Annotated in this window: 17 protein-coding genes; 4 read left to right on the top strand and 13 right to left on the bottom strand. The window is 72.9% G+C overall.

Features of this window, described 5'->3' with window-relative positions; genetic code table 11:
• The 11 genes from BM142_RS08455 to BM142_RS08405 all read right to left on the bottom strand — a co-directional run bounded on the left by BM142_RS08455 (position 1) and on the right by BM142_RS08405 (position 11,721).
• On the bottom strand, positions 1-1,191 hold the full coding sequence (locus BM142_RS08455; protein ID WP_092196332.1) for a cysteine desulfurase family protein: 1,191 nt from the start codon (positions 1,189-1,191) through the stop codon (positions 1-3).
• 38 nt (positions 1,192-1,229) lie between these two features.
• On the bottom strand, positions 1,230-2,651 hold the full coding sequence (locus tag BM142_RS08450) for an MFS transporter (RefSeq protein ID WP_254790668.1): 1,422 nt from the start codon (positions 2,649-2,651) through the stop codon (positions 1,230-1,232).
• Between the two features lie 205 nt (positions 2,652-2,856).
• Positions 2,857-3,819: an electron transfer flavoprotein subunit alpha/FixB family protein gene (locus tag BM142_RS08445; protein WP_092196331.1), complete on the bottom strand. Its 963-nt coding sequence runs from the start codon at positions 3,817-3,819 to the stop codon at positions 2,857-2,859.
• Positions 3,820-3,865: 46 nt separating this feature from the next.
• On the bottom strand, positions 3,866-4,645 hold the full coding sequence (locus BM142_RS08440) for an electron transfer flavoprotein subunit beta/FixA family protein (RefSeq protein ID WP_092196330.1): 780 nt from the start codon (positions 4,643-4,645) through the stop codon (positions 3,866-3,868).
• A 129-nt stretch (positions 4,646-4,774) separates the two neighbouring features.
• Positions 4,775-5,881: an L-cysteine desulfhydrase Cds1 gene (gene cds1, locus BM142_RS08435; RefSeq protein ID WP_092196329.1), complete on the bottom strand. Its 1,107-nt coding sequence runs from the start codon at positions 5,879-5,881 to the stop codon at positions 4,775-4,777.
• The gene (locus tag BM142_RS08430; RefSeq protein ID WP_092196328.1) at positions 5,878-6,972 is read right to left on the bottom strand and encodes an ABC transporter ATP-binding protein; all 1,095 of its coding nucleotides are present in this window, start codon (positions 6,970-6,972) and stop codon (positions 5,878-5,880) included. The genes cds1 and BM142_RS08430 overlap by 4 nt, the downstream gene beginning before the upstream one ends.
• Positions 6,969-7,847 (bottom strand): ABC transporter permease, encoded by an 879-nt coding sequence (locus BM142_RS08425; RefSeq protein WP_217640640.1) that lies wholly within the window; start codon positions 7,845-7,847, stop codon positions 6,969-6,971. The genes BM142_RS08430 and BM142_RS08425 overlap by 4 nt, the downstream gene beginning before the upstream one ends.
• The gene (locus tag BM142_RS08420) at positions 7,844-8,686 is read right to left on the bottom strand and encodes an ABC transporter permease (RefSeq protein ID WP_175527164.1); all 843 of its coding nucleotides are present in this window, start codon (positions 8,684-8,686) and stop codon (positions 7,844-7,846) included. Before BM142_RS08420 ends, BM142_RS08425 begins: the two co-directional genes overlap by 4 nt.
• 80 nt (positions 8,687-8,766) lie before the next feature.
• Positions 8,767-9,912 (bottom strand): ABC transporter substrate-binding protein, encoded by a 1,146-nt coding sequence (locus BM142_RS08415; RefSeq protein ID WP_092196327.1) that lies wholly within the window; start codon positions 9,910-9,912, stop codon positions 8,767-8,769.
• Between the two features lie 137 nt (positions 9,913-10,049).
• The gene (locus tag BM142_RS08410) at positions 10,050-10,835 is read right to left on the bottom strand and encodes an enoyl-CoA hydratase/isomerase family protein (RefSeq protein ID WP_092196326.1); all 786 of its coding nucleotides are present in this window, start codon (positions 10,833-10,835) and stop codon (positions 10,050-10,052) included.
• Positions 10,836-10,908: 73 nt separating this feature from the next.
• On the bottom strand, positions 10,909-11,721 hold the full coding sequence (locus BM142_RS08405) for an ABC transporter ATP-binding protein (RefSeq protein WP_092196325.1): 813 nt from the start codon (positions 11,719-11,721) through the stop codon (positions 10,909-10,911).
• Positions 11,722-11,783: 62 nt separating this feature from the next.
• On the opposite strand from BM142_RS08405, the gene glgX reads away from it, so the two are divergent.
• The gene (gene glgX / locus BM142_RS08400) at positions 11,784-13,943 is read left to right on the top strand and encodes a glycogen debranching protein GlgX (RefSeq protein WP_092196324.1); all 2,160 of its coding nucleotides are present in this window, start codon (positions 11,784-11,786) and stop codon (positions 13,941-13,943) included.
• Between the two features lie 69 nt (positions 13,944-14,012).
• On the opposite strand, the gene BM142_RS08395 is transcribed toward glgX, so the two are convergent.
• Together BM142_RS08395 and glgP are read right to left on the bottom strand one after the other, a co-directional pair.
• Positions 14,013-14,969 (bottom strand): FHA domain-containing protein, encoded by a 957-nt coding sequence (locus BM142_RS08395; protein ID WP_092196323.1) that lies wholly within the window; start codon positions 14,967-14,969, stop codon positions 14,013-14,015.
• A gap of 122 nt (positions 14,970-15,091) precedes the next feature.
• Complete coding sequence (glgP, locus tag BM142_RS08390) at positions 15,092-17,641, bottom strand: alpha-glucan family phosphorylase (RefSeq protein ID WP_092196322.1); 2,550 nt, start codon at positions 17,639-17,641, stop codon at positions 15,092-15,094.
• A gap of 149 nt (positions 17,642-17,790) precedes the next feature.
• Between glgP and BM142_RS08385 the strand changes: the two genes are divergently transcribed.
• From BM142_RS08385 to BM142_RS08375, 3 genes are read left to right on the top strand one after another with little or no spacing between them, the layout of a single operon-like run.
• Positions 17,791-19,824 carry an alpha-1,4-glucan--maltose-1-phosphate maltosyltransferase gene (locus BM142_RS08385; protein ID WP_092196321.1) on the top strand — a complete coding sequence of 678 codons (2,034 nt, stop codon included), beginning with the start codon at positions 17,791-17,793 and terminating at the stop codon, positions 19,822-19,824.
• A gap of 42 nt (positions 19,825-19,866) precedes the next feature.
• Entirely contained in the window at positions 19,867-21,714 is a 1,848-nt protein-coding gene (gene treS, locus BM142_RS08380) for a maltose alpha-D-glucosyltransferase (RefSeq protein WP_175527163.1), read from the top strand.
• Positions 21,711-23,081: a maltokinase N-terminal cap-like domain-containing protein gene (locus tag BM142_RS08375; protein WP_092196320.1), complete on the top strand. Its 1,371-nt coding sequence runs from the start codon at positions 21,711-21,713 to the stop codon at positions 23,079-23,081. Before treS ends, BM142_RS08375 begins: the two co-directional genes overlap by 4 nt.
• The last annotated feature ends 9 nt before the right edge of the window (positions 23,082-23,090 follow it).

Raw genomic sequence — 23,090 nt, 5'->3', positions numbered from 1 at the left:
TCAGCGCCGTCCCAGGCCGGCGCGGCGGGCGCGCTCCACCACCGGGGCGATCACGTCGAGCACCGCGTCGACGTCGGCGCCGGTCGAGGTGTGGCCCAGGGAGAAACGCAGGGAGCTCCGGGCGCGGTCGGCGTCGGCGCCGGTGGCCAGCAGGACGTGACTGGGGCGGGCCACCCCGGCGCTGCACGCGGAACCCGTCGAGCACTCGATGCCGCGGGCGTCGAGCAGCATGAGCAGGGCGTCGCCCTCGGCCCCGGGGAACGACAGGTGCGCGTTGCCCGGCAGCCGGCCCGGACCGCCGTCCACCCGGTCGCCGAGCGGGGCGCCGTTCAGCTGGGCGTCGGGGACCTGCTCCACCACGCCCTCGACCAGCCTGTCCCGCAGCCCGGCCAGGCGGGCGGCGCGTTCCTCGCGGGAGCCGACGGCCGCGACCGTGGCGACGGCCAGTCCGACGATCGCGGCGACGTCCAGCGTGCCCGACCGCACGTCGCGCTCCTGCCCGCCACCGTGCAGCAGCGGCGTGCACTCGGCGTCGCGGCGCAGCAGCAGCACGCCGGCACCCATCGGGCCGCCCAGCTTGTGCCCGGTCATGGTGAGCGCGTCGACCCCGCTCGCCTCGAAGTCGACCGGCACCTGGCCCACCGCCTGCACCGCGTCGGTGTGCAGCGGGACGCCGACCTCGCGCGCGACGGCGGCCAGCGCCGGGATGTCGCTGACCGTGCCGATCTCGTTGTTGGCCCACATCACGCTGGCGAGGGCGACGTCCTCGCCGTCCCCGAGGGCCTCGGCCAGGGCGTGCGGGAGCACCCGGCCGGTGGACTCGACCGGCAGCCAGGTGATCTCCGCGCCGTCGTGCTTGGCCAGCCACTCCACGCTGTCGAGGACGGCGTGGTGCTCGGCGGGGCTGACCACGATCCGCCGGCGGCGGGAGTCGGCCTGCCGGCGGGCCCAGAACAGCCCCTTGACGGCCAGGTTGTCGCTCTCGGTGCCACCGCCGGTGAAGAGCACCTCGGACGGGCGGGCCCCCACGGCCTCGGCGAGCCGCTCGCGGGACTGCTCGGCGGCGCGACGGGCGGCGCGGCCGCTGGCGTGCAGCGAGGAGGCGTTGCCGACCCGGCCCAGCTGCTCGGTCATCGCAGCCAGCACCTCGGGCAGCACCGGCGTCGTCGCCGCGTGGTCGAGATAGCTCACACGGTTCTCCTCGCTGGCGCTCGTCGGCCCTGTGACCGTCATGCTCTGTCTCCGCGTGACCTCGCAGGCTCGGTCACCGGAACGAGCGTAGACGCGGACGCCGGGGCGCCCCGGGGTGCTCCGGCCCGGGGCGCCAGCCACCCGCCCACGAGGGCGGGTGCGGTGAGCACGGCGACGGCCAGCAGCACCGCCGTCGGGAAGGTCAGCGCTCCGGCGGCCGCCGCGGCCACGAGCACCCCGACAACGCCGACGCACACGGCGGACATGGTGACGTCGGCGATCTGGAACGCGGCCGAGTCGGCACCGCGGCGCTCCTCCCGCGACTGCTCCAGGAGAAGCACGCTGAGGCTCGGCATGCCCAGACCCATGCCGAGGCCGGCGACGGCCCAGGTCAGGTAGGTGGGCCAGCCCTCCAGCGCGGGGACGACGACGAGCGCCGTGCCCGCGAGCCCGGCCGCCAGGAGCAGGAAGCCGAGCCTCAGCAGCACGACGCGGGCGACGTCGGGCCGACGCCCCTGCAGCTGGGAGGCGATCGCCCATCCGAGCGCCCCGGCGGTCAGCGGGATGCCGGCCGCGGTGGGCCCGTAGCCGTGCAGGTGGGTCAGCGACAGGGGCAGCAACGCGTCCATGCCGAAGAAGGCGCCGGCCAGCAGGCCGCGTGCGCCGATGACCGCGGGCAGCCCCGGTCGCAGCCGGGCGGCACCCGCGGGGACGAGCGGGCGGATGCCCGCCACGAGGGCGGCCACCCCCACCACGGCGATGCCGACGGCGAACAGGTCCAGCCGCTGGCCCGCGTACTGCAGCGCGGCGATGCCGACGCCGGCCAGGAGGGCCCACCACCGGCGGGCGGACGTGGGCGCGGCCCCGTCCCCGGACGCGCCGAACCTCCGGAGGGCGGGCAGGAGCAGCGCCAGCCCGAGGAGGATCAGGGGAAGCATGCCGAGGAACACCCAGCGCCAGCCGACGTGCGTGGTGATGAGCCCGGCGAGCAGGGGGCCGACCAGCGCGGGCAGCACCCAGGCGGCGGAGAAGGCGGCGAAGAGCTTCGGGCGCAGCTCGGGGCGGTAGGCCCGTCCGGCGACGACGTACATGGAGACGGCGATGATGCCGGCCCCGACGCCCTGGACCGCCCGTGCGGCGACGAAGAGGGCCATGTGACCGGAGAGCCCGGCGAGCAGCAGGCCGGCCGCGAAGGTGGACACTCCGGCGAGCAGCGCGATGCGCGACCCGCGGCGGTCGTCGAGGTCTCCGCCCAGCACCATGCCGACCACGGATGCGACGAGGAAGGCGCTGAACGGCCAGCCGTACCACGCCAGACCGTCGAGCTCACCGACCGCGGTCGGCATCGCCGTCGCCACCGCCATCGACTCGAAGGCCACGAACGTGATCAGCATGAGCAGACCGGCGGTGGTCAGCCGGTGCGACCGGTCGAAGACCGTGGGGCGCCCGCTCCTCCGCACGTCGGGGCACAACTCCGGCCGCGCCCGTCGGCTTCCCGGGCGGCCGGCGTTTTCACGGGTCCGCTCGGATGGGTCGCGGCGACCGGGGCCGGCGACGCGTCGAGCGCCGGCCCCCTTCCGGGGACCGGCGCTCAGGTGACGTGCCGGAACGGCCCCGTCCAGAGGCTCACCGCGAGCTCGCGAGCGGTGAGGAGGACGGGGTCCTTCACTTACGGGCGGTGATCTGCTCCGTCGCGGCGGGGACGACGGTGTTCAGGTCGCCGACGACGCCGAAGTCGGCCAGCTCGAAGATCGGGGCCTCGGGGTCCTTGTTGATGGCCACGATCGTCTTCGAGGTCTGCATGCCGGCGCGGTGCTGGATCGCCCCGGAGATGCCGACGGCCACGTAGAGCTGCGGCGAGACGGTCTTGCCGGTCTGCCCGACCTGGAAGCTGTGCGGGTAGAAGCCGGAGTCCACCGCGGCGCGGGAGGCACCGACGGCCGCGCCGAGGGAGTCGGCCAGGCCCTCGATGATCGCGAAGTTCTCCGCGCTGGCCACACCGCGGCCGCCGGAGACCACGATCGAGGCCTCGGTGAGCTCGGGCCGGCTGGACTTCTGCTCGACGACGCGGTCGGTGACCGTGGCCAGCTTGGCGGCGTCGGACACCGACACCGACACCGGCTCCTCGGCGGCGGCGGCCGGGGCCGGCTCCGCGGTGACCGAGTTGCCGCGCAGGGTGTAGATCGGGGTGCCGACCGTCACCTGCGAGTGCACGATCGTCGCCCCGGCGAACGCCACCTGGGTGGCGGTGCCGTCGGCGGCGATCTCGGTGACGTCGGTCAGGAAGCCGCTGCCGGTCTTGATGGCCAGCCGGCCGGCGATCTCCTTGCCCTCCGGGGAGGACGGGATGATGACGGCGGCCGGGGACTTGTCGGCGACCAGCTGCGCCAGGACCTCGGCCTTGGGGGCGACGAGGTAGCCCTCGACGTCGTCGGACTCGGCGACGTAGACCTTCGCCGCGCCGTACTCGGCCAGGGCGTCCTTGACGCCGGCCGCGGTGCCGGGCGCGCCCAGGACGACGGCCGACGGCTCACCGAGCGCGCGGGCCGCGGTCAGGGCCTCCAGGGTCGTCTTGCGGACGCCGCCGCCGGCCGGGTCGAGCTCGGCCAGAACCAGTACCTCTGCCATAACTAGTTCGTCTCCTCTGCAATCGGTCTGCGGACCCGGGCCTTACTCAGACGATCTTCTGGCTGGCGAGGAAGTCGACGAACTTCTGCGCGCCGTCGCCCTCGTCGGTGACCTTCACGCCCTCGCCCTTCGGCGGGCGGCCGGCGAAGTCGAGCACCTTGCTGGTGGCGTTCGCCAGGCCCACGCTGCCGGCGTCCAGGCCCAGGTCGGCGAGCGACTTGGTCTCCACCGGCTTCTTCTTCGCGGCCATGATCCCCTTGAAGGAGGGGTAGCGCGGCTCGTTGATGGTGTCCCAGGTGGAGACGATCGCGGGCAGCGGCGCCTCGACGGCCCAGTAGCCGCCGTCGGTCTGCCGCTCGATCTTCGCCATGCCGCCCTCGATGGTGAGCTTGCGGGCACCGGACAGCTGCGGGATGTTCAGCCGCTCGGCCAGCAGCGCCGGCATCACCGACAGCTGGGCGTCGGTGGCCTCCGCACCGCACAGGACGAGGTCGTACTCCAGCTGCTGCAGGGCCGCGGCGATGACCGCCGAGGTCTGCACGGCGCACGACCCGTGGATCGCCTCGTCGACGACGTGCACGGCCTTGTCGGCACCCATGGACAGCGCCTTGCGGATGGCGTCGGTGGCCGAGTCCGGGCCGACGGTGAGCACGGTGACCTCGCCGCCCTCCCGGTCGCGCACCAGCAGCGCTTCCTCGATGGCGTACTCGTCCATCTCGTTGATGACGTTGTCGGCCGCGGCGCGGGCGACGGTGTTGTCCGCCGGGTCCAGCTTGCGCTCGCTGCCGGAGTCCGGGACCTGCTTCACAAGAACGACGATGTTCATCGCGCTGACCTTCCTCAGGACGCGTTCAGGACGCGGGCACGAGGGCCCGCCTGGCTCCGATCATGGAGGTTACTGGCTGGTAACGCGGGAGCGGGCCGAGGGGCCGGTGACGCGCATCACCCGACCCCGTCAGGTGGGGTGCCGCCACTCCCCCGTCGTCGCGAAGCGGGCCAGTGTGCCGGCGTGCGGGGCCAGGTCGAGGCCCTGGTCGGCGACCCACGCGTCGGAGTAGTAGGTGTGGGCGTACCGCTCCCCGCCGTCGCACAGCAGGGTGACCACACTGCCGGTGCGGCCCGCGGCGATCATCTCCGCGACCAGCCGGAAGGCGCCCCAGAGGTTCGTGCCGGTGGATCCGCCCGCCCGCCGTCCGGTCGTCCGCTCCAGTTCGCGGATCGCCGCCAGGGAGGCCGCATCGGGGACGCAGATCATCCGGTCGACGATGGTCGGCACGAACGACGGCTCCACCCGCGGCCGGCCGATCCCCTCGATGCGCGAGGACCGCCCGGTCGCCGTCCCCGGGTCGCCGTCCCGCCAGCCCGGGAAGAAGGAGGACCCCTCCGGGTCGACGACGGCCAGGCGGGTGGGCAGCCGCCGGTAGCGCAGGTACCGGCCGATCGTCGCGCTCGTCCCCCCGGTCCCGGCCCCGACGACGACCCACTCCGGCAGCGGGTGCCGCTCCAGCCGGAGCTGGTCGAAGATCGACTCGGCGATGTTGTTGTTGCCCCGCCAGTCGGTGGCCCGCTCCGCGTTGGTGAACTGGTCGAGGTAGTGGCCACCGCACTCGGCCGCCAGCCTGCGGGCCTCCTCGTAGATGTCCGGCGCCCGGTCGACGAAGTGGCAGCGCCCACCGTGGAACTCGATGAGCTCGACCTTCTCCGGGCTGGTGGAGGCGGGCATCACCGCGACGAACGGCAGCCCGAGCATCCGCGCGAAGTACGCCTCGCTGACCGCCGTCGACCCGCTGGAGGCCTCGACCACCGTGTTGCCCTCGGTGATCTGCCCGGAGCACAGCCCGTACAGGAACAGCGAGCGGGCCAGCCGGTGCTTGAGGCTGCCGGTGGGGTGGGTCGACTCGTCCTTGAGGTAGAGCTGGACCCCCCACTCGGGCGGCAGCGGGTACACCAGCAGGTGCGTGTCGGCGCTGCGCCGGGCATCGGCCTCGACGAGGGCGACGGCCCGGTCCACCCAGGCCCGGCCCGCCGGGTCCGAGCGGTCGACGTCACCGGCCGCCGTCATGCCGGCTCCTCCGGGACGACGAGCACGGGCCGCTCGGCCGGGACGACGGTGACCGCCTTCCCGGGCGTGAGGTCGCCGCTGGTCGCGCTGGCGACGTCCACCCGCACCTCCACGCCGCCGGCGAGGGCGACGAGCACCCGGGTGACCGCACCGGAGAAGGTCCGCGTCACGACCCGCGCGGCGCCGGCCTGGTCCGCCGTCACCACCAGCGCCTCGGGGCGGACCAGCGCCACCAGGTCCTCCGCCGGCGGGGCCGCCCCGGCGGCGGGGCGACGCACCCCGAGGAGCTCCACCTCGCCGCCGGAGCGCCGCGCCGGGATGCGGTTCATCGTGCCGACGAACTCCGCCACGAACGCCGTCGCCGGCCGCTCGTACAGCTCGTCGGGGGTGTCGACCTGTTCGAGCCGGCCGTCGCGCATCACGCCCACGCGGTCGGCGACCGACAGCGCCTCGGCCTGGTCGTGGGTGACGAACACGGTGGTGATGCCGAGCTCGAGCTGGATCCGGCGGATCTCCTCGCGCAGCTGCACCCGGACCTGGGCGTCGAGCGCCGACAGCGGCTCGTCGAGCAGCAGCACCTGCGGGGCCACCGCGAGCGCGCGGGCCAGCGCCACGCGCTGCTGCTGACCACCGGAGAGCTGGTGCGGGTAGCGGGTGGCGCGGTCGGCCAGGCCCACGAGCTCCAGCAGCTCGGCCGCCCGGGCGGTCTGGTCCGCCCGCGGCCGCCGCCGGACCCGCAGCCCGAACGCGACGTTCTCCGCGACCGTCAGGTTGGGGAACAGGCTGTAGGCCTGGAACACCATCCCCATGTCCCGCTTGCTGGGCGGTACGCCGGTGACGTCGCGGCCGTCGACCAGCACCCGGCCGGCGTCCGGGACGTCGAACCCTGCGATCGCCCGCAGCGCCGTCGTCTTGCCGCAGCCGGAGGGGCCGAGCAGGGCGAGGAACTCGCCACCGGCGATGTCGAGGTCGAGGCCGTCGAGGGCGACGACCGACCCGTACCGGCGGGTCAGCCCGTCGAGCCGGATGGGCACGCCGGGACGCCCGCGCAGGTCGGCCGGCCCCGTGGCCGGGGCGGACACGGCGGTCATGTGCTCTCCTTCGTGCCGCGCCGGCGGTCCAGCGCGGAGATCATCAGCAGCAGCAGCCAGGTGACGACGAGCGACAGCACCGAGACGGCGACCGACAGCTGCGGCTGCGACCCCGAGATCCGCACGATCCACGTCGGGAAGGTCTCGAAGCCCAGGATCACGGCGATCGTGTACTCCCCCATCACGAGGGCGAGGGTGAGGAACGAGGCGTTGAGCACCGACGTCCGCAGGACCGGCAGCACGACGGACACCAGCACCCGCGGCCACGACGCCCCCAGGTTGCGCGCGGCCTCCGTGAGGGTGCGCAGGTCGGCCCCCCGGACGCCGGCGTCGAGGGCGCGGTAGACGAAGGGCAGCGCCAGGACGACGTAGACGAACACCAGGATCCAGGGCAGCGCCGGCTCCTGGAGCGCGAAGAACGCCTCGGCCAGCGGCGTCCCGAAGAAGTAGTCCGGCGCCCACGCCAGCACGCTGCGCACCCCGACGACCAGCGCGATGGGCGGCAGGATCAGCGGCATGAGGGTCAGCAGCTCGACCGTCGTCCGCAGCCGGGGCAGCCGCAGGTTCACCAGCACCACGGTCGGGACCATGAGGACCAGGGCGATGACGACCGTCAGGCCGGCGAGCGCCAGGGACCGCGTGAAGGCCTCGGCGAAGCCCTCGGCGCCGGGGATCTCGGCGTAGGTCTCCAGCGAGACGCCGTCGCGCTCCCGGATGGTGAACCACACCGACGCGGCGATCGGCACGAGGAAGTACACGCCCAGGACGATCAGGACGGCGTAGCGCCAGGCCCCCGCGCCCCGTCGCCCGCGCCGGGCCGGGGTCCCCGGGGCCACCCCGCCGGCGCCGGCGACGGCCTCCGCGAGGGCGGTCATGCCAGCCACCGCTGGGTGCGGCGCTGGACCCAGGCGTAGAACACCATCACCAGGCCGACGAGGACGACCATGCCCAGCGCCAGGGCCTTGCCCCGGTTCTCCGAGCCGACGAGGACGTCGCCGGAGAGCGCGTTGGCGATCTGCAGCGGAGCCAGCGGGACGGTGCTGCCGACCAGCGCGTCCGCGGTGGCGTAGGCGGCGAAGGCCGAGGCGAACAGCAGCATCGTGGCGCCGATGACCGGTGGTGCGAGCACCGGTCCGCCGACGTGCCGCCAGTACTGCCAGCCGGTGGCCCCGAGGTTGTCCGACGCCTCCCGCCACTGGGGCCGCAGGGCCTCGAGCGCCGGGATGATCGTGAGCACCATCAGCGGGATGAGGAAGTACAGGTAGACCAGCGCGAGGCCGGCCATGGAGTACAGCGTGAACCCGCCGAGCCCGAGCCCGAGGGTGTCGGTCAGCAGGGCGGTGACCACCCCGCTGGTGCCGATCGTGGCGATGAACGCGAACGCCAACGGGATCCCGCCGAAGTTGGCCAGGACGCCGGACGCGGTGAGCACGAGCCGGCGCAGCAGCCGGCCCCGCCGCGCGCGGAGGATGGCCACCGCCAGCGCCAGACCCAGCACGGCGCCGAGGACCGCCGTGATCAGCGACAGCTGCAGACTGCCGACGTACGCGCGCCGGTACGGGCCCTCGGTGATCGCCCGGACGGAGTCGGTCGACCAGGTCTCCTCGAAGGTGACCGGATCGGTAGCGCGGAACGCCTCGACCGCGAGCACGCCGATCGGCAGCAGCAGGAACACCGCGACGTACAGGAAGAACGGGAGCGCGCCGAGGAGCACGAGCGCGCGGCCGCGCCGGCCCCTCCTGCGAGGGACCGGCGCGGCGGGCGACCCGGTGCTGGCGTCCTGGGATGCGGTGCTCAGCCGGACATCTCCGCGTTCCAGCGCTCGGCCACGACGGCCTGCGCCGCCGTCTGCTGCTCGTCGGTCGGGAACTCGACGTCCCCCTCGACCTCCGGCAGTGCCGCCAGGGCCTCGGCGTCGGCGGTGCCCGCCTCCTCCATGTCCGGCAGCCGGACCGGGCGGGAGCCGCCCGCCAGCCAGATGTTCTGGCCCTCGTCGCTGTAGAGGAACTCCTGCCACAGCCGGGCCGCGGCCGGGTGCGGCGCGAACTTGCTGATGGCCTGGCTGTAGTAGCTGCCGAAGACACCGTCGGAGGGGACGGCGACCTGCCACTCGACGCCCTCCTCGGCGAAGGTCTCGGTGAACGACGCGTTGAGGTAGTCCCAGTCGATCGAGATCGGGGTCTCGCCGCTCTGGATGGTGGCCGGGGTGATCTCGACCGGGTTGAAGTTGCCCGCGTCCTTGATCTGCGTGAAGAAGTCGATCCCCGGCCCGATGTCGTCCAGGCTGCCGCCGTTGGCGAGGGACGCCGCCCAGACGCCGCTGAACGCCGCCGCGGCCTGCGTCGGGTCGCCGTTGAGCGCCACCTGACCGGCGTACTGCGGGTCGAGCAGCTCGGCGAAGGTGGTCGGGCACGTCTCGACCACCGAGGCGTTGCAGCCGATGGAGATGAAGCCGCCGTAGTCGTTGAACCAGTGCCCCTCGGGGTCCTTCTGGTTCTCCGGGATCTCCTCCCAGGTCTCCACCTTGTACGGCGCGAGCAGGTCCTGTGCCTGCGCCTGCCGGGCGAAGGCGGTGCCGAGGTCGAGCACGTCGGGTGCGCGGTCCTGGCCCCGCTGGCTCTCGACGGCGTTGAGCTCGTCCTGGCTGGACCCGTCCGGGCTGGCGCTGTTGATCTCGATGCCGTACTTCTCGCTGAAGGTCTCGAGCATCTCGCCGTAGTTCGCCCAGTCCGGGGGCAGGGCGATGACGTTGAGCTCGCCCTCCTCCTGCGCGGCCTCGATCAGCGCATCCATCCCGCCGAAGTCCTCGGCCGAGGTGGCGGTGGCGGCGTCCGACCCGCTGCCGCCGCCCGAACCGCCGCCGTCGTCGGAACCGCACGCGGTGAGGGTGAGCCCGGCGGTGACGACCGCGACCGCGGTCCGCAGGGTGGTTCGTCGCACGTGTCCTCCTGAAGTGGTGCCGTACCTGCCCGGCGCCGGAGCCGGCGCCGGGCGGCCGGCGTCGCGATTGTGGCCGACCCGACCCGGTCAGGGGCGGTTACGGCACACGAACGTCGGATGAAGGCTCGGTGCGCGCCTCAGCGGCCGGTGAACTGGGCCTTCCCCGGGCCGTTCTCGAGGAAGGAGCTCATCCCGGTCTTCTGGTCCTCGGTGTCGAACAGCCCGGCGAACAGCCGGGTCTCCAGGGCCAGCCCCTCGTCGAGGGAGCCGTCGAGCCCGCCGTCGATCGCCCGCTTGGCCGCCGCGAGGGCCAGCGGCGGGCCGGCGGCGAACTTCCGCGCCATGGCCACCGAGGTGGGGTGCACCTCGTCGTCGGGGACCACGGCGTCGGCCAGGCCGATCTCCAGCGCCTCCTCGGCACCGACGTGGCGCCCGGTGAAGACGAGGTCCTTGGCCTTGGCCGGGCCCACCAGCCGCGCGAGGCGCTGGGTGCCGCCGGCGCCCGGGATGATGCCCAGCTGGATCTCCGGCTGGCCGATCTTGGCGCCGGCGCCGAGGACCCGGAAGTCGGCGCACAGCGCCAGCTCGTAGCCGCCGCCGAGGGCGTAGCCGGTGATCGCCGCGATGACCGGCTTGGGGATCTGCGCGACCGTCCGGAACGAGGTCTGCAGCTCGGCGCCCCACTCGGCCATGCCGGCGGCGTCGAGCCGGGACATCGCCTTGATGTCGGCGCCCGCGGCGAAGACCCGCTCACCGCCGTAGATCACCACGGCCCGCACGTCGGCACGCTCGCCCGCCTCGGTGGCCGCGGCCCGCACCTCCCGGTGCAGCTGCTCGTCGATCGCGTTCATCTTGGGCCGGTCGAGGCGGATGGTGCCGACCCCGTCCTCCACCTGCAGGGTCACGAATTCCGGATCAGCCATGGGAGGCACCCTAAGGCCCCGGCCAGCGGCTCGTCGCCAGTGTGCGAGCGGTGAGAGGGGACGGGATCGTGTCTCAGGTCGCGCGGCGGGCGGTGAAGCGGCCGTCGGTCCGGCTGAGCGAGAGGGAGAGGCCGAACGTCTCCGACAGCGCCTCGGCGGTGAGGACGTCGCCCGCGGCACCGGAGGCCACCACCTCTCCCCCGCGCAGCAGCAGCGCGTGGGTGTACCCGGGCGGGATCTCCTCGACGTGGTGGGTGACCAGCACCTGCGCCGGCGCGTAGTGGTACCTCGCCAGGTCCGACAGCCGGGCGACGAGGTCCTCCCGGCCGCCGAGGTCGAGGCCGGCGCCGGGCTCGTCCAGGAGCAGCAGCTCGGGGTTGGGCATGAGCGCCCGGGCGATCTGGGTGCGCTTGCGCTCGCCCTCGCTCAGCGTGCCGAAGGGCCGGTGCGCGTACTGCGCCACGCCCCACTGCTCCATGAGCATCCCGGCACGGGTCAGGTCGTGGACGTCGTACTGCTCCCGCCAGCGGCCGACCACGGCGTAACCGGCCGAGACGACGATGTCCCCGGTCTTCTCCGACGGCGCGATCCGCATGGCGAGCGCGGCGCTGGTCAGCCCGATGCGCGGGCGCAGCTCGAAGACGTCGACCGCACCGAGGGTCTCGCCCAGCAGCCGCACCTCGCCCCGGGTGGGGTGCAGCTGGGCCGCAACCAGCTGCAGGAGCGTCGTCTTCCCCGCCCCGTTGGGGCCGAGGACCACCCACCGGTGATCGGCCTCGACGGTCCAGTCGACGCCGCGCAGGAGGTGGTTGTCACCCCGGACGACGTCGACCCCGGTCATCCCGACGACGGCCTCACCGGCGGTTGTGTTCGACACGCCCCCCATCCAACCAACATCGTGGCGGCCACCTGCGCGTGCATCGCCCGCTTCCTTGGCACGATCGCGCCATGAGCCGACCAGCGACCGACCGCACCGGCACCGAGCGCGGCCGCGAGGTGCTCCCGGGCAGCCCCACGCCGCTCGGCGCGGTCTGGGACGGCACCGGCACGAACTTCGCCCTGTGGTCGGCCGGGGCGCACGCGGTGGACCTCTGCCTCTTCGACACCGACGGCACCGAGCACCGCTCCCGGCTGGAGGAGACGACCCACCAGGTGTGGCACGGCCGGGTCCCCGGCGTCGGGCCCGGGCAGCGCTACGGCTACCGGGTGCACGGCCCGTACGACCCGGCGGCGGGGCTGCGGCACAACCCGGCCAAGCTGCTGCTCGACCCCTACGCCCGCGCCGTCGACGGCGAGCTCTCGCTGGACCCGGCGTTGTTCGGCTACCCGGGCGACGCGGTCGACAGCACGACCCGCGACGACCGCGACTCCGCGCCGTACGTGCCGCGCGGCGTCGTCGTGCACGACCCGTTCCCCTGGGACGGCGACCGCCCGCTGCGCACCCCCTGGTCGGACACGGTGATCTACGAGGTGCACGTCAAGGGGGCGACGGCGACCCATCCGGACGTGCCGCCGCACCTGCGGGGCACCTACGCCGGCCTCGCCCACCCGGCGTTCGTCGAGCACCTGCAGGCCCTCGGGGTGTCCGCCGTCGAGCTGCTGCCGGTGCACCACTTCGTCAGCGAGCCGCACCTGCTGCGCCGCGGGCTGACCAACTACTGGGGCTACAACACCCTCGGCTACTTCGCCCCGCACGCGGCCTACAGCTCCTCGGGCAGCGGCGGCGGCCAGGTCACCGAGTTCAAGACGATGGTCAAGGAGCTGCACGCCGCCGGCATCGAGGTGATCCTCGACGTCGTCTACAACCACACCGCGGAGGGTGACCACACCGGCCCGACGCTGTCGTTCAAGGGCATCGACAACGGCGGCTACTACCGGCTCGACGGCGGCAACCGGTCCCGCTACACCGACTACACCGGCTGCGGGAACACCCTCGACGTGCGCCGTCCGGCCGTCCTGGCGCTGCTCATGGACTCGCTGCGCTACTGGGTCACCGAGATGCACGTCGACGGCTTCCGGTTCGACCTCGCCTCCGCGCTGGCCCGCTCCATGCACGACGTCGACCGGCTGTCGGCCTTCTTCGACGTCGTCCACCAGGACCCGGTGGTCAGCACCGTCAAGCTCATCGCCGAGCCCTGGGACGTCGGCCCGGGCGGCTACCAGGTGGGCAACTTCCCCCCGCCCTGGACGGAGTGGAACGGGCAGTACCGCGACACCGTGCGCGACGTCTGGTCCGGGGCGCACGTCGGCGTCCGGGATCTCGCCTACCGGCTGACCGGCTCGTCGGACCTCTACCGCTCCGACGGCCGTCGCCCGTTCGCGTCGGTCAACTTCGTGACCGCGCACGACGGCTTCCCGATGCGCGACCTGGTCACCTACGAGCAGAAGCTCAACGAGGCCAACGGCGAGGACAACCGGGACGGCGAGAGCCACAACCGCGGCTGGAACTGCGGCGTCGAGGGGCCCACCGACGACCCGGAGGTGCGCGCACTGCGCGACCGGCAGGTGCGCAACCTGCTGACGACGCTGCTGGTCTCGACCGGCGTGCCGATGCTCACCGCCGGCGACGAGCTGGGCCGCACCCAGCGGGGCAACAACAACGCCTACTGCCAGGACAACGAGCTCTCCTGGATCGACTGGGCGGAGGTCGACGGTGACCTGCGCGCGTTCGTCAGCCGCCTGGTCCGGCTGCGGCGCTCGGCGCCCGTGCTCCGGCAGGAGGCGTTCTTCGAGGGGCACGAGATCCCCGGCACCGGCGGCACCCGGGACCTCGCCTGGTTCGCCCCCGACGGCGGTCAGCTGTCCACCCAGGCCTGGTTCGACACCGGTCTGCAGACGCTCGGCATGTACCTCGACGGCCGCGGCATCCGGCACCGCGACGCGCACGGCCGGCCGGTGGTCGACGACTCCTACCTGGTGCAGCTGCACGCCGGGCCGGAGCCGGTCACCGTGCGGCTCCCGGGGCCGCCGTGGGCCGACGGCTACGAGCTCGTGGTGTCGACGGAGTACGCCACCGGCGCCCCGCCGGAGACGACGATCGTCGCGCCCGGCCAGGTCGAGCTCCCCGGCCGGTGCGTCTGGCTGCTGCGAGTCCTGCGCCGGCCATGACGCGGGGTCGAACCACAGAGGCCCAGAACCCGGCGGGTTCTGGGCCTCTGTGGTGCAGAGCTCGACCTGCTAGTCGGTGGGCTGCTCGAACGTGATGACGGTCCAGCCGAGCAGGAGGCGGTCACCGTCGGAGAGCGGGTGGGCAACCCCGGGCTCGAGCTGGGTCCACTCGGTGGCCTCGGGGCCGGCGACGTGCGTGCCGTTGAGCGAGCCGAGGTCGACCAGCGAGACCTCGCTGCCCGAGCGCTGCAGGGCGGCGTGCGCGGAGGACAGCACGTTCTGGGTGTCGGCGATCGGCACCGGCCGGGCGCCACCGTTGGTCACCATCTCGTGGTTGTCCGGGCGGCGGCCGAGCACGATGTCCTCGTCGACGGTGACGACCATGCCGTCGTCGAAGCGCAGCACGGGAGCCGACGCCTTGTCCGGGCGCCAGAAGGCCGTCTGCTCGCCGGAGTCCGGCGCGGCGCTCTCCCGGCCGGCACCCGACCCGAAGCCGGCGTCGGAGCCCGCCGTGAAGGCCGACGGGGTGGACGCGGGCACGGCCGAGGACGACGACGGGGCGTGCGCGGCCAGCTGCAACATGGCGCCCGACCCCGGGACGGTGCCCTCGACGAGGTCGAAGGCGACCCCCGGGGGCATCTGCGGCGCGGCCTGCCCCGGACCGACGTAGAGCGTCTGGCCGAGCTGGAAGCCGGAGGCGAGGGTGCCGCCCTCGACCGCGGAGCCGGAGACCGGCACGCCGTCGACGGCGGGCTGACCCTTCCCCGACCACAGGGCGACCCCGGTGCCGGCGCCCCCCTGGGTGTCGGCGATCACCAGGGCGAACGAGGCGGCGCCGTGGGCGAGCGAACCCACCTGGCCGGCAACGGCGGCGAGCACGCGGTCGGCGCCGGGACCCGAGACGCCGAGGCAGGCGTGCAGGGCGGCGACGAGAGCGGGCGAGCCGGGAGCGTCGACCCACAGCAGCCCGCCGCCGCGGCGGGCGACGACAGAATCTCCGGGGAGCACTTCGCAGCGGTCAGGCATGGCCTCCAGCCTACTGATCGGTACGGCCTCTCGCCCTCCCCGCGACCCCGCCACGCCGGACGATCACCACGTTCCGCGAGGTGCATGGGACTCGCGTGGTGCACGTGCCTGCTGCACACCGTTCATGCGCTGCTCACCACACCGAGCTCGGCCGGATCGGCCATCCGCCCGGAGTGCGGCAGCACTCGCACGGTGTAACCGAATGCACCGGTCCGCTCCAGCGGGACGGTGGCGGTGAACCAGTGCCGCGAGCCGTCGGTGTGCTCGTGCTCCATCGGGATGCTGGTCACGTCGTGCAGCCCGTCGGCGTCGTCCACCCGCCCGTAGGCCGCCTGGACCTCGACGTCCCCCGGGGTGAGCCCCGGCAGCTCCACCTCGGCGCGCAGCGCGAGCGTCGACCCGATCTCCGGGGTGTCGCCGGCGCCGGTCGCCTCGACGTGCGCCACGCGGACGTGCTGCCAGTTCGCCAGCAGGTGCGAGCGCCAGGCCGCCTCCTCGCGCGCCGGGGCGTAGCCGTCGCCGGCCATGTCGCGCGCGGAGCCCGCCGCGGGCACGTAGAGGGCCTGCACGTAGTCACGCACCATCCGGGTGGCCAGCACCTTGGGCCCGGTCTCCCGGAGGGTGTGCCGGACCATCTCCACCCAGCGGCCGGGGACGCCGGACCGGTCGCGCTCGTAGAACCGGGGCAGCACCTGGTTGTCCAGCAGGTCGTAGATCGCCCGCGCCTCCACCTCGTCGCGGCGATCGGCGTCGGTCACGCCGTCGGCGGTCGGGATCGCCCAGCCGTTCTGGCCGTCGAACCACTCGTCCCACCAGCCGTCGCGGATGGACAGGTTGAGCCCGCCGTTGAGCGCGGCCTTCATGCCGGACGTGCCGCACGCCTCCAGCGGGCGCAGCGGGTTGTTCAGCCAGACGTCGCAGCCCCAGTAGAGGTACCGGGCCATGCCGATGTCGTAGCCGGGGAGGAAGGCGATGCGATGCCGGATCTCCGGGTCGTCGGCGAACTCCACCATCTGCTGGATCAGCTTCTTGCCGCCGTCGTCGGCCGGGTGGCTCTTGCCCGCGATGACCAGCTGGATCGGCCGTTCGGGGTCCAGCAGCAGCGCCTTGAGCCGCGCGGGGTCGCGGAGCATCAGGGTCAGCCGCTTGTAGGAGGGCACCCGGCGGGCGAAGCCGATGGTGAGGACGTCGGGGTCGAAGGCGCTGTCGGTCCAGCCCACCTCGGCCTCGGTGGCCCCGCGGGACAGCGCCGTCTCCCGGACCCGCCGGCGCACCTCCTCGACCAGCCTCGAGCGCAGCGTCCGCCGGATGCTCCACAGCGCGTCGGCGGGGATCTTGTCGACCCCGTCGAAGTGCACCGGCCCGTCGACCGTGACCGGGTCCCCCTGGCTCGAGGTCTGGGTACCCATCTCGACCAGCTCGCGCGCGGTCCACGTCGGGGCGTGCACGCCGTTGGTGATCGAGCCGATCGGCACGTCCCCCTCGTCGAAGCCCGGCCAGAGGTCGCTGAACATGCCGCGGCTGACGTGGCCGTGCAGCTCGCTGACGCCGTTGGCGCGCTGACCCAGGCGCAGGCCCATGTGCGCCATGTTGAACTTCGCCGGGTCCTCCTCGGCGCCCAGCACGAGCAGGTCGTGCAGCGGCACGCCGAAGCCGGCGAAGTAGCGCTCGATCAGGGCCTTGGGGAAGCGGTCGATCCCCGCGGGCACCGGGGTGTGGGTGGTGAACACGGTGCCGGCGCGCACCGCCTGCAGCGCCTCCCCGAACGACAGCCCGTGCGCCTCGGTCAGCTCGCGGATCCGCTCGATGCCCTGGAACCCGGCGTGCCCCTCGTTGGCGTGGAACACCTCGGGCAGCGGGGTGCCGCTGAGCCCGCAGTAGGTGCGCACGGCGCGGACGCCGCCGATCCCCAGCAGCATCTCCTGGCGGAGCCGGTGGTCCTCGTCCCCGCCGTACAGCCGGTCGGTGACCAGCCGCTCCGCCGGCGCGTTCTCCTCGATGTCGGTGTCGAGCAGGAGCAGCGACACCCGGCCGATCTGGGCCCGCCAGACGTGGGCGTGCAGCGTGCGGCCCTCCGGCAGCGGGACGGTGATCACCGCGGCGGAGCCGTCGGGCTCGCGGAGCAGCTTCACGGGCAGCCCGTGCGGATCGAGGGAGGGGTAGTGCTCGAGCTGCCAGCCGTCGGCGGACAGGCCCTGCGTGAAGTAGCCGGCCCGGTAGAGCAGCCCGACGCCGATCAGCGGGACGCCGAGGTCGGAGGCCGCCTTGAGGTGGTCGCCGGCGAGGATGCCCAGGCCACCGGAGTACTGCGGCAGCACCTCGGTGATGCCGAACTCCGCCGAGAAGTACGCGATGCTCTTCGGCGCCTCCGCGCCGAGCGACTGGTACCAGCGCGGCGTCGCCAGGTACTCGTCGAGGTCGTCGACCGCGTCCTGCAGGCGCCGGACGAACCGGCGATCCTTGGCCAGCTCGGCGAGCCGCTCCGCCGACACCTCCCCCAGCGCCCGGACCGGGTCGCCGCCGCAGCGGTCCCAGAGCTCGGGGTCGAGGGTCTCGAAGAGATCGCGCGTCTCCGGGTGCCAGGACCACCGGAGGTTCATCACGAGCTGGGACAGGGGGGTCAGGGGTTCGGGCAGCGCCGCACGGACGGTGAACCGACGAAGAGCACGCACCGGCCGAGACTAACCAGCAGACGGCGCCCCGACAGGGCCACGACGGAAACTTCCCGCCGACCTGCCCTCCCGCCCCGACGGGTGAGGCGCACGGGGCACGATCGTGGTCGAGGTGCTGGTGGGGCGTGACCTCGATAGCGTGGTCGCCGATGACTGGCCGCGCTGACCTCCGCCTCGGCATCTCCGATGTCGCCCCCGTCGTGTCCTGCGGGACGTTCTCCGCCCGAGCGGTGGTGGGAGAACACCTGCCCGTCACGGCCACCGTCTTCCGCGAGGGCCACGACGCCGTCGCCGCCAACGTGGTGTGGACCGCGCCGGGCGAGGACGACGCCACCGCCCCCTTCGTCCGGATGGCGAAGCTCCCGCCGGAGCCCGACCGCTGGCTCGCCACCGTGGTGCCCGACCGCGAGGGCCGCTGGTCCTACTGCGTCGAGGCGTGGAGCGACCCGCTGGCCACCTGGCGGCACGCCGTCGAGGTGAAGGTCGAGGCCGGCCAGGGTCCCGAGGAGCTCGCCAACGACCTCGAGGAGGGTGCCCGGCTGCTCGACCGCGTGGCGGAGGTCGCCGACGAGGAGTGGCGCGGCCGGGTCACGGCCGCCGCAGCGGCCCTCCGCGACACCTCGCAGGAGCTGACCGTCCGCATCGCCCCGGCCCTCGCGGCGGGGCTGCAGCGCTACCTGCACGAGCACCCGGTCCGCGAGCTGGTCACCCGGTCGCCCCGCTACGAGGTGTGGGTGGACCGCCGGGAGGCCCTGTACGGGTCCTGGTACGAGTTCTTCCCCCGGTCGGAGGGCCCCGTCGTCGGCGGGCAGCCCACCCACGGCACCTTCGCCACGGCCGCCGACCGGCTGCCCGCGGTGGCCGAGATGGGGTTCGACGTCGTCTACCTGCCGCCGATCCACCCCATCGGCACCGTCAACCGCAAGGGCCCGAACTCCCGGGAGTTCCCCGGCGGCAACCCGCACGAGATCGGCCCGGACGACGTCGGCTCCCCGTGGGCGATCGGCAGCGCCGAGGGCGGGCACGACGCCGTGCACCCCCAGCTGGGCACCATGGAGGACTTCCGGGCGTTCGTCGACCGCACCCGCGAGCTCGGCATGGAGGTGGCGCTGGACTTCGCGCTGCAGGCCGCGCCCGACCACCCGTGGGTGCAGGCCCACCCGGAGTGGTTCACCACCAAGCCCGACGGCACGATCGCCTACGCGGAGAACCCGCCGAAGAAGTACCAGGACATCTACCCGGTCAACTTCGACAACGACCCCGAGGGCATCTACGCCGAGTGCCGCCGGGTGCTCCAGGTGTGGATCGACGCGGGCGTGAAGATCTTCCGGGTCGACAACCCGCACACCAAGCCGCTGAACTTCTGGCACTGGATCATCTGGGACGTCAAGCAGAGCCACCCCGACGTGCTGTTCCTCGCCGAGGCCTTCACCCGGCCGGCGATGATGCACCAGCTGGCCCGCATCGGCTTCACCCAGTCCTACACGTACTTCACCTGGCGGACCGAGCGCGGCGAGCTCGAGGAGTACGGCCGCGAGCTGGCCACCAACAGCCACTACATGCGGCCCAACTTCTTCGTGAACACCCCGGACATCCTGCACGAGTCGCTGCAGTTCGGCGGCCCGCCGATGTTCAAGATCCGCGCCGTGCTGGCCTCGATGATGAGCCCGACGTGGGGCGTCTACTCCGGCTTCGAGCTCTTCGAGCACGTGGCGGTGAAGCCGGGCAGCGAGGAGTACCTCGACAGCGAGAAGTACCGGCTGCGCCCGCGCGACTGGGACGCCGCCGAGGCCTCCGGCAGGAGCCTCGCGCCCTACCTGCGCCGGCTCAACGAGGTCCGCCGCGCGCACCCGGCGCTGCAGCAGCTGCGCACGCTGCACTTCCACGCCGTCGACAACCCGAACCTGCTGTGCTTCTCCAAGACGGACCCGGGGTCGCAGGACGCGGTCCTGGTCGTGGTCAACCTGTCCAGCCACAACACCCAGATCGGGACGACGTCGCTGGACCTCCCGGCTCTCGGGCTGGACTGGCACGAGCGGTTCGGGGTCACCGACGAGCTCACCGGCGCCCACTACGACTGGGGCCAGTTCAACTACCTGGAGCTCGATCCCTACCGGGAGCCGGCCCACGTCTTCGCGGTCTCCTTCCCGCGGCAGGTCCAGTTCCCGCCGCCCGTCTCCTAGCCCGCCGACCGCCCGCGAACCGATCGAGGTCTGTCTCTCCCGATGACCGTTCCCGTCCCTGACTTCCCCGACAGCCGCTCCGCGCTCCCGCCGCCCGGCACGGACCCGGAGTGGTTCAAGCGCGCCGTCTTCTACGAAGTCCTCGTGCGCGGCTTCGCCGACAGCAACGCCGACGGCGTCGGCGACATCCGCGGCATGATCGACCGGCTGGACTACCTGCAGTGGCTCGGCGTGGACTGCCTCTGGCTGCCCCCGTTCTTCGCCTCACCGCTGCGCGACGGCGGCTACGACGTCAGCGACTACACCGCCGTCCTGCCCGAGTTCGGCGACATCCACGACTTCCGCGAGTTCCTCACCGAGGCCCACGCCCGCGGCATGCGCGTGATCATCGACTTCGTCATGAACCACACCTCGGACCAGCACCCCTGGTTCCAGGCCAGCCGCAGCGATCCGGACGGCCCCTACGGGGACTTCTACGTCTGGGCCGACGACGACACCGGCTACGCCGACGCCCGCATCATCTTCGTCGACACCGAGAGCTCGAACTGGACCTTCGACCCGGTGCGCAAGCAGTACTTCTGGCACCGCTTCTTCTCCCACCAGCCGGATCTCAACTTCGAGAACCCGAAGGTGCAGGAGGCGATCATCGACGCCCTGCGCTTCTGGCTGGACCTGGGCATCGACGGCTTCCGCCTCGACGCCGTGCCCTACCTCTTCGAGGAGGAGGGCACCAACTGCGAGAACCTGCCGCGCACCCACGAGTTCCTCAAGCACGTGCGCAAGGTGGTCGACGCCGACTACCCCGACCGCGTGCTGCTCTGCGAGGCCAACCAGTGGCCGGCCGACGTCGTCGAGTACTTCGGCGAGAACGGCGACGAGTGCCAGATGGCCTTCCACTTCCCGGTGATGCCGCGCCTGTTCATGGCCGTGCGCCGGGAGCAGCGCTTCCCCATCTCGGAGATCATGGCCCAGACGCCGGACATCCCCGACAACTGCCAGTGGGGCGTCTTCCTGCGCAACCACGACGAGCTCACGCTCGAGATGGTCACCGACGAAGAGCGCGACTACATGTGGGACGAGTACGCCAAGGACCCCCGCATGAAGGCCAACATCGGCATCCGCCGGCGGCTGGCCCCGCTGCTGGACAACGACACCAACACCCTGGAGCTGTTCAACGCCCTGCTCCTGTCCCTGCCGGGGTCGCCGGTCCTCTACTACGGCGACGAGATCGGCATGGGCGACAACATCTGGCTCGGTGACCGGGACGGCGTCCGCACGCCGATGCAGTGGACGCCGGACCGCAACGGCGGCTTCTCCACCGCCGACCCCCAGCGGATGTACCTCCCGCTGAACCAGGACCCGGTGTACGGCTACCAGGTCACCAACGTGGAGTCGCAGCTGCGCAACAGCAACTCGCTGCTGCAGTGGCTGCGCCGGATGATCCAGGTCCGCAACGAGCACCCCACCTTCGGCCTCGGCTCGTTCGAGGAGATCGGTTCGCGCAACCCGACGGTGCTGTCCTTCGTGCGCCGGTTCGGCGACGACGTGGTGCTCTGCGTCAACAACCTGTCCCGCTTCCCGCAGCCGGTGGAGCTCGACCTGCGCCAGTTCGAGGGCTACACGCCGATCGAGCTCACCGGGCGGGTGGAGTTCCCGCAGATCGGCGTCCTGCCCTACATGCTCACGCTCGCCGGGCACGGCTTCTACTGGTTCGAGCTGGCCAAGCCGGCCGAGGCACCCGCCGACGAGCACGAGGACTGGGAGAGCGCCACGTCCAGCTCGGTCGCCGACTCGCTGCTGGCCGCCGGCGTGGTCAGCGCCGCCCCGGTCTCCGAGGGCAGGGAGATCCCGGGCGACAGCGACACCCGCGACCAGGGAGAGACCTCATGAGCGCCCTGACCGACCTGCTCCGCGACTGGATGCCGCACCAGCGGTGGTTCGGCAGCAAGGGCCGGGAGTGGACCGACATCAGCGAGGACGGCTTCCTCCTCGACCGGAGCGACCCGGTGCTGTCGGTGCACCGGGTCCGGGTCACCTACGCCGACGGCCCCTCCGAGACCTACCTCGTCCCGCTGTCGTGGCGCGACCACCCGGCCGAGGACCTGGAGTCCGCCTTCGTCGGCGCGGTGGCCGGTGACGGCCGGGAGACCTACGCCTACGACGCCATGCGCGACCGCGACGCGACGGCGTCGTGGCTGATCCACCTGGTCAACGCCTCCACCGTCGGCCCCATGCACTTCCACCCGGCCGGGGTGGCCTACATCCCCGAGGGGCTGCCCGGCGACATCGTCTCCGGCGAGCAGAGCAACACGTCGCTCATCTACGGCTCCGAGGCGATCCTCAAACTGTTCCGCCGGCTGGAGCCCGGGCTCAACCCCGACGTCGAGGTCCACGACGCGCTGCGCCGCACCGAGAACCCGCACATCGCGCCGCTGCTCGGCCACATCGAGATCGACGACCCCGACCCGGCCAACCCGCCGGCGACCGTGGCGATGCTGCAGACCTTCGTGCCCAACGCCAGCGACGGGTGGCGGCTGGCCACCGCGAGCGTGCGGGACCTCTACATGGAAGGCGACCTGCACGCCGACGAGGTCGGGGGCGACTTCGCCGCCGACAGCGAGCGGCTCGGCGCGGCCACCGCCTCGGTGCACGCCGACATGGCGCAGGTGCTGCCGACCGAGCCGGCCGGGGACGACTGGTACGCCGCGGCAGCCGCCCAGATGGACGAGCGGCTGACGGCCGCCATCGAGATCGTTCCCCAGCTGGCAGAGCAGGCCGACGGGCTGCGGTCGCTGTACGCCGAGGTGGCGCGCAGCCGTGAGCCCGTGGTCCGCCAGCGGATCCACGGCGACCTGCACCTGGGGCAGGTGCTGCGCACCGCCACCGGCTGGATCGTGCTGGACTTCGAGGGGGAACCGGCCCGGCCGCTGGCCTCCCGCCGCGAGCTCGACAGCCCGCTCCGCGACGTCGCCGGCATGCTGCGCAGCTTCGACTACGCGGCCCGCCACATGCTGGTCGAGCAGCCCGACGACGCCCAGCGGGCCTACCGGGCGCAGGAGTGGGCAGCCCGCAACCGGGCGGCGTACTGCGACGGGTACTCCGCGGCCAGCGGCCTCGACCCGTGCGGTGGATCACCACTCCTTCGGGCGTTCGAGGCCGACAAAGCGGTTTACGAGTGCGTCTACGAGGCACGGAACCGTCCGCACTGGCTGATGATCCCGCTGAACTCCCTGAGCCGGTTGACCAGCCCCGAGTGATGCGCCCGC

Origin of the sequence: Blastococcus tunisiensis, assembly GCF_900112815.1 — a bacterium.
Classification (GTDB): Bacteria; Actinomycetota; Actinomycetes; order Mycobacteriales; family Geodermatophilaceae; genus Blastococcus_B; species Blastococcus_B tunisiensis.
The sequence above is the reverse complement of the archived record's forward strand: the minus strand, read 5'-3'. Positions and strand labels throughout refer to the sequence as shown.